The organism is Leucothrix arctica, assembly GCF_003172895.1.
In the GTDB taxonomy this organism is placed as follows: Bacteria; Pseudomonadota; Gammaproteobacteria; order Thiotrichales; family Thiotrichaceae; genus Leucothrix; species Leucothrix arctica.
The window spans coordinates 1-11466 of record NZ_QGKL01000035.1 but is presented as its reverse complement, the minus strand read 5'-3'; the positions used below and the strand labels follow the sequence as shown (position 1 = coordinate 11466).

The 11466-nt window shown below is 42.7% G+C and carries 8 protein-coding genes; 4 read left to right on the top strand and 4 right to left on the bottom strand.

From position 1 onward, the window contains the following. Nucleotides 1–26 precede the first annotated feature (26 nt). Nucleotides 27–2669, top strand: a complete 2643-nt coding sequence (locus tag DKT75_RS12400) for an NACHT N-terminal Helical domain 1-containing protein (protein ID WP_109823757.1) — start codon at nt 27–29, stop codon at nt 2667–2669. 123 nt (nt 2670–2792) lie between these two features. Here the strand turns inward: DKT75_RS12400 and DKT75_RS12395 are convergent, their stop codons facing one another. Continuing rightward, nucleotides 2793–4169 (bottom strand): ATP-binding protein, encoded by a 1377-nt coding sequence (locus DKT75_RS12395; RefSeq protein WP_109823756.1) that lies wholly within the window; start codon nt 4167–4169, stop codon nt 2793–2795. Nucleotides 4170–4924: 755 nt separating this feature from the next. Between DKT75_RS12395 and DKT75_RS12390 the strand changes: the two genes are divergently transcribed. Beyond that, on the top strand, nt 4925–7075 hold the full coding sequence (locus tag DKT75_RS12390) for a heparinase II/III domain-containing protein (protein WP_109823755.1): 2151 nt from the start codon (nt 4925–4927) through the stop codon (nt 7073–7075). 38 nt (nt 7076–7113) lie between these two features. Next, a complete protein-coding gene (locus DKT75_RS12385; RefSeq protein WP_109823754.1) occupies nt 7114–8880 on the top strand; it encodes a sodium:solute symporter family transporter in 1767 nt (588 codons plus the stop codon). A 135-nt stretch (nt 8881–9015) separates the two neighbouring features. Here DKT75_RS12385 and DKT75_RS12380 read toward each other — a convergent pair whose 3' ends face one another. The 3 genes from DKT75_RS12380 to DKT75_RS12370 form a co-directional block, all read right to left on the bottom strand. Next, entirely contained in the window at nt 9016–9309 is a 294-nt protein-coding gene (locus tag DKT75_RS12380) for a putative quinol monooxygenase (RefSeq protein ID WP_109823753.1), read from the bottom strand. Nucleotides 9310–9574: 265 nt separating this feature from the next. Continuing rightward, a complete protein-coding gene (locus tag DKT75_RS12375) occupies nt 9575–10216 on the bottom strand; it encodes a LysE family translocator (RefSeq protein ID WP_109823976.1) in 642 nt (213 codons plus the stop codon). Between the two features lie 187 nt (nt 10217–10403). Then, a complete protein-coding gene (locus DKT75_RS12370) occupies nt 10404–10994 on the bottom strand; it encodes a Rossmann-fold NAD(P)-binding domain-containing protein (RefSeq protein WP_211665411.1) in 591 nt (196 codons plus the stop codon). A gap of 57 nt (nt 10995–11051) precedes the next feature. Between DKT75_RS12370 and DKT75_RS12365 the strand changes: the two genes are divergently transcribed. Then, nucleotides 11052–11363, top strand: a complete 312-nt coding sequence (locus DKT75_RS12365) for a transposase (protein WP_109821425.1) — start codon at nt 11052–11054, stop codon at nt 11361–11363. The last annotated feature ends 103 nt before the right edge of the window (nt 11364–11466 follow it).

Below are 11466 nucleotides of genomic sequence, written 5' to 3'. Positions count from 1 at the left end.
TGTCCCTCTCTGTGTACGATTGAACTATGATACTTATTGAAGCACTTATTGCAGGCATTGGCGCAACTGTAGCCAAATCGACTCTCAAACTTTGGCTGGAAGACGACTCAGCAATTGTAGATGCAGCGGGCAATACCATAGCTGACCTGTTGAGTAAAAAGGTCCCCGACGTTCTCAGTCGACGAAAAACGGAACGTACATTTGATGAAATACGTGACTTATCTGCCGATAGTATCGAAAAAATGCTGCATAAGGAGACTGAAGGTGTAGATGAAAGCCGCCTCAGAATCATCTCCAATGCTGCAGCAGAAACACTAAGCAATACACCTATCGATATCGAACTTCTGGTCGGTCGAAATCTCGATAAGGATCGGTTAGTTAATTACTTGTTAGAACGCACTGGTGCACAAGGTGGTAACCCTGCTTTAGCGGGTAAAGATACAGATAACAAGATCTTTCCAGAAGCAGAACAGGTAATTTATCGCCGCGTACTTTCTCACGCCTCACAACTCATTGTGGATATGAGTAGTTCGTTTCCGAAATTTGACGCTGCAGTCAGCAGTGAACTATTAAAACGTACCGAGTCAATGGCCGAACAAGTCATCGAAGGTATGAATCGCATAGTCAATGATCAGAGCGATGCCTTCGAAGCGGATTATCGCAGTGCCTGCGTCCGTAGATGGGACCATTTAGAGCTATTCGGTGTCGATCTAAACGAAACCAACAGACGATACAACCTTAGTGTTGCCTACGTGACGCTGATGATTGAACGCCTCAGCGTGGATTCTGAGGTAGAAGAAAACCAAGTTGACATTCGTGACTCAATGCAAGCAGACGAGGCTTTGTCTCAGTTCGAGCGTCTCTTTGTTAGAGGTCCAGCGGGGTCAGGTAAAACTACACTATTACAATGGTTTGCCGTTTTCGCAGCTGCTCGCAGATTGGAAGGAAATCTTGCTGAATTAAATGGTTGCGTACCCTTTCTGATTAAATTGCGAAACTTCTCCGATAGTGAACTACCCGCTCCAGAAGATTTCCCAAAAGAGGCATCAACAGCTATTGCTGGCAACATGCCTGATCGTTGGGTTCATGAAAAACTGCAGTCGGGAAATGCTCTAATCTTAGTAGATGGTCTTGACGAAGTAGCTGAAGTTCGTCGTGGCGACGTCCGTCGATGGCTTAATGATTTGACAGAATCATTCCCTAAGTCGCGATTTCTGATTACGTCTCGTCCTCATGCTGCTGAAGAAGGATGGCTAAATACAGATAAGTTTATTGATGCTGAGTTGCAAGACATGGGTCTAGATGATACTCACGAATTCATCGAACACTGGCATGCTGCCGTTGCAGAAACAACCAATAATGACAACGAAAAATTAGCACTCCAAAAACTCTCAGACTCACTGAAATCGAAGCTACTCAAGAACGCAGCAATTTGTCGCCTAGCCACAAGTCCATTATTGTGTGCTTTGTTATGTGCGTTACACCGACAAAGAATTCAAAACTTACCTTCAGATAGAATTGAATTATATGATCTGTGCATCGAAATGTTCATGCGGAGAGACGAAGAGCGAAGTATTGATGCCACAGACTATGTTAAATTGGGGACACGCCAGAAAGAAAGTCTGTTACAAAATTTTGCATGGTGGATGATTCGTAATGAAAAAACCACAGCTACACCCACAGAAACAATAAATTGTTTTCAACGTCACTCAAAGCGACTTAATCGCGCTCCGGAAGATTGCGACGGAAAAGCGGTCACTAAACTCTTTATGCAGCGCATTGGTATCATCCGACAATTAGCGCATCAAAAAATTGATTTCCCACATCGAACATTTCAGGAGTATCTCGCTGCTAAAGCTGCGATAGAAGAAGATGATCTAGGAACTCTTGTGAAGAATGCCCACAATGATCAGTGGCGTGAAGTTGTAATATTAGCAGCTGGTCTCCTGTCGCCGAAACGAGCATCAGCTCTAATTTTGGAACTTTTGGCTAGAGGTGATAGCGCAGAAGAGTACCACTCCCTTTATCTAGTTTCCGTTGCTGCTCTGGACTTACTCGTCGCGGGTGAAGAGAACTCTGAAATAGAAGTCAAAGTAGCAGAGCGACTAAGCAGAATTGTTCCACCAAAAAATATTGCTGCTGCTACCCAATTAGCCATCGCTGGTGATCTTGTAGTTCCACACTTAGAATATCGAAAAATGATGGTGAAGGAAGCTGCTGCATCAATAAGAACACTTGCACTGATCGGCTCTGAATCTGCACATAACACATTAAAAGCTTATGCTGTAGACTCTAGACACGGTGTTCGACAAAGCATTGTACAATCCATAAAGTTTGCTCGAAACCCTACTGGCTACATGACGAATGTGTTTGGTCACCTCACGAAACTGACGTCATTAGATATTTCTGGTTTTAAAATTAGAGATATCACCCCACTTTCAACTCTAACAAACCTAATATCATTGAACCTTAGTAATACCCCAGTAAGTAATATCAGTAGCCTTGAGACTCTAACCAAATTGACATCATTAAACCTTAGTGGCACTAAAGTTATTGATATCAGAAGCATTGCAAACCTACCCAACCTTACAACACTGGACCTTCGTGAGACACAAGTCACAGATTTCAGAAGCATAGTAGATATAAAAAATCTGAGAATACTTGTATAGACAGTGCCTCATGGCCAGAAGTTTTTACATATGGTTATTCTAGATGACTTTTAAGCCAGTATAAGCCAGATAGTAAACTACCTCATCTAAATCACTCCCCTAAAGAACTGTGAGGTTTTAATTTCAAGCTTGAGACGAAATAACCTCATCCAACCGCTCCACCAAATAAATAGGTAATGACAAAAGTCGGTATTTCACTGGCTTCGACTCATTACCTCTGCGAATAGTCGTATTCACCTCAAACTCCCCCGGTAAACTAGCATCAAAACGAATCGCTAGATCGCCCCCTTTTTCACCCATAAATTGATGCAGCGATTTCATGCTGCCAGTAGCACCTGCCTTAACTTCAATAGGCAAAATTTGACCTTGTAAACCAATCACAAAATCCACTTCGGCATTCAACGCACGGCCTTCTCTAAGCCAGTAAGTGAGCTCCCGATTCGGTGTATCAGACAAAATCCCTTGCAGGTGCTGTCCAATAAACTGCTCAGCCATCGTACCTTCGTTGATTAGCTTCATTTCATCTAACTGAGAAATCACACGCCAGTTCAAGCCGCTTATGGCATTCATTAGTCCAACATCCAAAAACAGTAATTTGAAGACCTTTTCTTCCATATCTGCTTGTAATGGTAAGCCAGAGCAATGACTGTGAACCACTTTACTAATCACTCTCGCCATCATTAGCAGCTCTAAGTCTTTCTTTAGCGTTGCGCTCTGGTCCTGTGCTGAAATATTGGAGTACTTTACTTTTGCGCCCACATTTCTGGCCGCAAAGTTAAATACATTTAGCATCCGATTAAGATTGCGAGATCCCCCATATTTGGGGAAGTCATCTCGATAGGTGTCGATAATCGAATTATGCACATCACTGACTTCACGGTAGCTTTTCGTTTCAGCAAAGACTTGAACAGCTTCTGGCATGCCTCCCACAAAATAGTAACTGCGAAGTAATTCCAACAGGCGCTTGTTTGCAATGTCAGGAATGCTATCGCCATACTGGTAAGTCATAATCAACTTGGCTAATCTGTCTTCCCCAACTGCCAAGAGAAACTCACTGAACGTCATTGGCCCCATATGTAAGTACTGGACACGTCCAACAGGCATGGAAAACTGATGTTCACTCAGAGCAAACTCCAGCAACGATCCTGCGCTAACGACGGGTAGCTTGGGCTTATCTTCATAAAAATAACGCAAAGCTGGAATTGCTTCTGGTACAGATTGAATCTCATCTAAAAATAACAAAAGGTCATCATTGGTCTCTGGCATACCCGGCAAAAACTCAATCTGAGCCATAATTTTGTCTGGGTCTTTAGTCGCAAAAACGTCATTTAGCTCTGGAAAACGCTCCAAGTTGACGTTCTGCAAAACCATCTCACTTCTCTGAGCAAACAACTCAACTAGCGTCGATTTACCCACTTGACGCGCTCCTCTGATAATCAGTGGCTTTCTGTTTTTTTTCTGTAACCAGTTCTCAAGAAGTTGGAGTTGATGACGGTACATATACCAAACCTAAATAGTCTCTAACTCAGTAAATATAGCACTTATTATGTTTTTTATGGGTGTCTTTTAGTGTTATGACTATCATTTAACGGGTGTCTTATTTAATAGAAACTCGTATTAATTCCCTAAAAACGAAAACGTGGTTTCAGCGGCAACATCGTCGTAGGAACTGATCTGGTTACTTTGCGATTACCACAATAGGTTTACTCTAGCTCGCCCAAGAACAATTATTTACAATATTTTAGGTACATTTAGAGGCCATCAGGCCCTATAAATCTAAGATACTAGCTCCCAGATAAACCATCGAACACCATTCCCATACCTTCCGCCGAAAAATAAATTGACTACTTACCAACTAAAAATAAATAAACTTATAGCCATTTAAAACCAACTAACTGCAAAAATAACAACAATTGAACACATAAGTCGGTAAAAACAAAAACACCAAGAAACACTCCAAGCCTAGTTCGGATCTAAAAAACTAATATATTAGTTTATAAAATATTAACGCTCGGTTAGATTTTCCTAGTATTATCCCCATCAGAATTATGCTCTCTGTAGAAAGTTACATTACAAATGTTTACAACATTGTCGCTACAGAAAAGCAGTATAAACATACCCCAAAAGTCAGAAAAAGCTATTTAAGCGCTTCTAATCAATCGTTTACCTGAGCTATTTGTCTTTAATAATCGTCACACATTACTTGGCAGGCCGTTGTTCTTAACAACTCAGCATCGCCCAATAGGAGAATTAGCATGAGTTATCAACCTCTATTAATGAACTTTGAAGAGGCAGCTGAGTTGCGCAAAGAGCTTGGCAAAACAAGCTTACTAGGCGAAGCACTGAGCCGTGACATTAAGAAAGTCGACACATACATGGCAGAAGTGGGAATCGAAGTACCTGGCCATGGTGAAGGTGGTGGTTATGAGCATAACCGTCATAAAGAAAACTACATGCAAATCGATACTGCAGGTCGTTTATTTCTAATCACGGAAGAGACAAAGTACCGTGATTATATCGTTGATATGTTAACGGCCTATGCAACGGTCTACCCTACTCTTGAAAGTAATGTTAGTCGTGACACTAACCCTCCGGGTAAGTTGTTCCACCAAACATTGAATGAAAACATGTGGATGCTGTACTCATCATGCGCCTACAGCTGCATTTACCACACGCTATCAGAAGAACAAAAGCGTCATATTGAAGACGACTTGTTTAAGCACATGATCGAAATGTTCGTAGTGACTTATGCACATGACTTCGACATCGTACATAACCACGGTCTTTGGGCGGTTGCAGCCGTTGGTATTTGTGGCTATGCAATCAACGACCAAGCGTCCGTTGATAAAGCACTGTACGGCTTGAAACTAGACAAGGTCAGCGGTGGCTTCTTGGCGCAACTAGACCAGCTATTTTCACCAGACGGCTATTACATGGAAGGCCCGTACTACCACCGTTTCTCACTGCGACCTATTTACTTGTTTGCAGAGTCAATCGAGCGTCGCCAGCCTGAGTTAGAGATCTATAAGTTTAACGACTCTGTGATCAAGACAACTTCTTATGCAGTGTTCGCAACGGCATTCCCTGACGGTACATTACCTGCGCTAAATGATTCTTCTAAGTCGATCAGTATTGATGATGAAGGCGTGATTATGGCGACTAGCGTTTGCTACCACCGCTATGAGAAAAACGACACGCTTCTTAGCATGGCAAACCACCAGCAAAATGTCTGGGTACATGCCGCTGGAAAAACGCTGTCTGATGCAGTTGAAAGTGCAACAGACATTAAGCCGTTTAACTGGGGTAGCATATTCCTAACGGATGGGCCAAAAGGTGAAAAAGGCGGCGTAAGCATTCTACGTCACCGTGACAAAAAAGATGACGACACCATGGCACTGATCTGGTTTGGTCAGCACGGTAGTGATCACCAGTATCACTCAGCACTAGACCACGGTCATTATGACGGACTACACCTGAGCGTATTTAACCGTGGCCAAGAAGTACTACACGACTATGGTTATGGTCGCTGGGTAAATATTGAGCCTAAGTTTGGTGGTCGTTACATTCCAGAAAATAAGTCTTACTGCAAGCAAACCGTTGCACACAATACGGTTGTCGTTGACCAGAAAACACAGAACCATTTCAACACAGCACTTGCTGAAACTAAGTTTGGAAAGAAGCACTTCTTCGTTGCAGATGATCAAAAACTGCAAGGCATGAGCGGCTCTATTTCAGACTACTACGATGGCATTGATATGCAGCGTAGCGTGATCATGGCGGATATCGAAGAGTTCGAGAAGCCGTTAGTTATCGACATATACCGCATTAAGTCTGACGTTGAGCACCAGTACGACTTACCCGTACACCACTCTGGTCAGATCATGCGTACTGATTTTGAGTACGATGCTGAGACTATCTGGAAGCCACTGGGTGAAGATAATGGTTATCAGCACCTGTTCAATGTTGGCTCTGGAAAAACAGATAATGGCTCGCTAGTGAGCTGGTTACACGGCAACAGCTATTACTCTTTAATCAGCAGCGCAGTCGCTGGTAGTGAAGTGATTTTTGCACGATTGGGCGCAAATGATCCTGACTTCAACCTACGCACTGAGCCTGCATTTATCTTACGCCAATCAGGTAAAGATCATGTCTTTGCATCGGTACTTGAGACACACGGCTATCGCAACGAAAGCTTCGAAGCATCAACTGATGCTCGTGGTTTAGTTGAGTCAGTCAAGGTTGTGGGCGACAACGATATAGCCACCGTTGTTAGCATAAAGACCACAACAGACAACACCTATGAGTACGGTATTTCTAACCAAGAAGGAGACGCGCAGCTAGCCACACACAGCGTCGAGTTTGGTGGAAAGGCGTACACATGGTCAGGAGCATTTGCTCTGCTTTAATCCCCTCCAAAACTTACGACCCTAACAAGGAATAGATAATGGATTTAAATACGATCATAGTAGGAATGTACTTCCTATTTTTGATAGCTATCGGGTGGATGTTCAGAAAGTTCACCACAACCACAAGTGACTACTTCCGTGGTGGCGGAAACATGCTTTGGTGGATGGTGGGTGCAACTGCATTCATGACACAGTTTAGTGCGTGGACGTTCACAGGTGCTGCAGGTAAAGCGTACAACGATGGATTTGCTGTCGCGATTATCTTCATTGCCAATGCATTTGGTTACTTGATGAACTACGTGTACTTTGCACCGAAGTTTCGTCAGCTGCGTGTTGTTACCATCATTGAAGCCATTCGCATGCGCTTTGGTAATACGAATGAGCAAGTATTCACGTGGTCGAGCATGCCTACAAGCATGATCTCTGCGGGTGTTTGGCTTAACGGGCTCGCGATCATCGCATCAAGCATCTTTGGTGTGGATATGATGACGACCATCGTTGTGACGGGTCTTGTTGTATTGCTTATGTCTGTGACAGGCGGCTCTTGGGCGGTTATCGCATCTGACTTTATGCAGATGGTTATCATCATGGCAGTAACAATTACCTGTGCGGTGGTTGCGATGGTTCAAGGTGGCGGTATCACTGAGATCATTAACAACTTCCCACTTGATGAAGGCGGTAGCTTCCTAGCAGGTAACAACCTGAACTACTTCAGCATCTTTGGTATTTGGGCTATTTTCATCTTCTTCAAGCAGTTCAGCATCACTAATAACATGTTGAACTCTTATCGTTATCTTGCTGCAAAAGACTCTAAAAACGCAAAGAAAGCCGCATTACTTGCGTGTATTCTTATGACAATGGGTCCTTTGATCTGGTTTACACCAAGCTGGTTTGTTGCCGGTCAAGGTGTTGATCTTGCTACGATATACCCTGATGCTGGAAGTAAGGCTGCTGACTTTGCATACCTATACTTCGTACAAGAGTACATGCCTCTTGGTATGGTTGGTCTACTGATTGCGGCGATGTTTGCTGCAACGATGTCATCAATGGACTCAGGTCTTAACCGTAACTCAGGTATCTTTGTTAAGAACTTCTACGATCCGATTATTCGTAAGTCTGCCGCATCAGAAAATGAGCTAGTATTTGTCTCTAAAGTTACGTCTACTGTATTCGGTATTCTGATCATTTTAGTCGCACTGTTCATTAACTCTCTCAAGGGTCTGAGCTTATTTGACGCGATGATGTATATCGGTGCACTCATCGGCTTCCCAATGACTATCCCTGCATTCTTAGGCTTCTTCATTCGTAAGACGCCGGACTGGGCTGGCTGGGGTACGCTGCTAGTCGGTGGTATCGTTTCTTATGTAGTAGGTTTCCTAATCACATCAGAGATGGTTTCAAACCTATTCAGTCTTGAAGAGCTCACTAAGCGTGAATGGTCTGATATTAAAGTTGCGATTGGTTTGATGTCTCACATCGTGTTTACCGGTGGTTTCTTCATGCTTTCTACGCTGTTCTACAAGAAGCTGTCAGATGAGCGTGAGAAGAACGTTGATCTGTTCTTTAATAACCTTGCGACACCGCTAGTGTCTGAAGGTACTGAGCAGCAGAAGCTTGATAACAAGCAGCGTAAGATGTTGGGTACGTTGATTGCTATTGCAGGTGTTGCGATCATGGCGATGTTCTTACTGCCTAACCCACTGTGGGGACGCGCGATCTTCCTACTGTGTGGTGGTATTGTAATGGCTGTTGGTTTGCTGCTTGTGAAAGCAGTTGATGAGACAGTGGAAACTGCCAGTGCTTAAGATCACGTCTTGATGAGTGATTTAGTGGTATGAGAAAGCAGCCTTTGTGGCTGCTTTTTTTATGCCCAACGTCAATACAGACAGCGCTTCGTTGATTTAGGATTAGAGCATTGCTTAACCCTCAGGCTATAAATTTTAGATACTTAAATTATCATAAAATTGAAGGCTAGCTGGCTGAGATAAAATGGCACCTAAAGCGTCTAATGCACCTGTTTCACCTCGCCATTGAAAGTACTTTTCTTGCTTTTCACGCGATTCCCAAACCTCAAAAAGCATGATATTTAAAGGGTTATTTTGATTGACCATAACCTCTACACTTAAGCAGCCATCATAGCTACGAGTGTCGGGAAGGATTTTTTCAAAGGTTGATTTCAACTCATCAATACTTTCAGGCTTTGATTGAACTTCTAATATTACATTTACGCTCATTGCATTTTCCTGTTTAAGTTAATTACTGCTGAATGATCTAACACATCCCGTACTACTCTTCGATATTCATACGTGGAGCCATTGACGGTGCGGGTAGAGCATTATCTCGTTTCTTGCGCAGCATCACTAACCCACACAGTCCATTTTTCACGTTACTAGTTGTCTCAGAGTCTATTTCTTTGTTGTATTCAGCCTATAAGCAACTATCTACTAATCCAAGGTAGCGGAGCTCAACCTACCTAGTCTGTGGCTTTTAACCATCTTTTTAGTCATTACTAGTCATAGCTACTTTAAGCCCAAAACCTATTAAAAGGCTTCCAACTACTTTTTCAATAGCATTTTGATAAGTATGGAATTTTTTTAACAAGACTGGCTGACTCAGAAAGATAGAGACTGAGCAAAACCATAGTAAATGAGATAGTGAAATAATGGCGCCATAGACGACCTGTAACCACACAGGAGTTTGAGGGTTAACAACCTGTGTAAAGATACTAAGGAAAAAGATAGTCGTTTTTGGGTTTAGCGCATTTGTTATGAAGCCTATTTTAAATGCAGCAACGTTTGATAGCCCTTCACTGTCAAGCTGACGCTCCATATCTACATTAGACTTTGACTGAAGAGTTTTCCATCCGATATAGATCAAATATGCAGCACCTAAGTATTTTATGATAGAAAACAGAACGATGGAGTTAGAAATAATAATCGCTAAACCCGCTATAGAATAAGCAACATGTATCCAAATGGCTAAACTCACTCCAAGCGCAGAATATAAACCTGCCTTCCTACTATAAAAAACACTGTTTCTTGTCACCATGACAAAATCAGCCCCCGGACTAATGGCCATAAAAATAGCAATAATACTGACCGAAATTAGTTCAGGCAGATAGGGGATAAGGTCAATGTTCATAACGATTTTCTCTGTTTGATTAGGGGTAATATAATACAAATTATTAGCTATAGGTTTTAAATCCCGTTCATAACTCAAACATGGTAGATTCAAGATCATCGTTCAGCCATGATGTACTAACTAACTGTTTTTATAACGTCGCAAATAAGCTCTTTTTACAGATGATAGCCTGTCGTATTTCGCTCTACTAACTAAGAAAAAGCTCATCGAGACGATATGTTTCATTGGAGTTACCTGCCGATGAGCTTACCGATACCATTTTCTTAGCAACTTCATCGCCAGATATCGGACGGTATTTTTTAAGGAATGGCAGTTTACATAATAATGGCAATATCCAACTCCCCAGCGTTTCTCCTAAGCGAAAGCTCTCACGCTCTCCGATAAGGAGTGAAGGTTGTAAGATGCTTATCCGCTGGAAAGCTAACGATGAAACCTCATCCTCTAACTCACCTTTCATTTTTAAATACGGACTTCTACTGCTTGCGTCGGCACCGCTAGATGAAACCAGAACGTAATGACCTATCCCGTTTTCAGATGCGGTTTTTGCTGCTTGATACTGGTATTCAAAATCGACCTTCCTTTGATTTGCGATAGACCCCGCTTGCTTAGCCGTTGTCCCAAGACATGAAAAAAGGATGTCTCCTCTAAAAATGTCGCTGTGCTTTTCCAGCTCATCAAAGTTAACCACTTCATTGACGATTTTGTCAGACTTGTATTCGACAGGACGCCTTGTAATAGCTACGACTTTTTCGATGTCGCTCTCTGTGTAGTGGCACACTAAATTTGGCCACCTGATTAGAGGTGATAAACTCACTTTAACTAAGCAGGTGTAAATATGACAAAACGAACCAGACCAACCTACTCACCCGAGTTCCGCCTTGAAGTTGCTCAAGAGGTCGTCGATAAAGGGCGCAATGTTAAGGACGTCTCAGAGAGTTTAGGATTAGGAAAATCGACGGTCGATAAATGGGCAAGACAGCTTAAACAAGCGCGTAACGGTCAGCTTTCTAGCGCTGCACCACTGACCTCTGATCAACTTAAAATTCGTGAGCTTGAACGTAAAATCAAACGGTTGGAAGGCGATAACGACATCCTAAAAAAGGCTTCAGCTCTCTTGATGCAGGACTCAATCAAAGGTTTGCGCTGATCCGTCAGCAGCAAGAGAGCCACAGTGTCAGCCGTTTATGTCGAGTATTGGCGGTCAACCGAAGTATTTACCGTTACTGGTGCAAACCATCTAAAACTGTTTC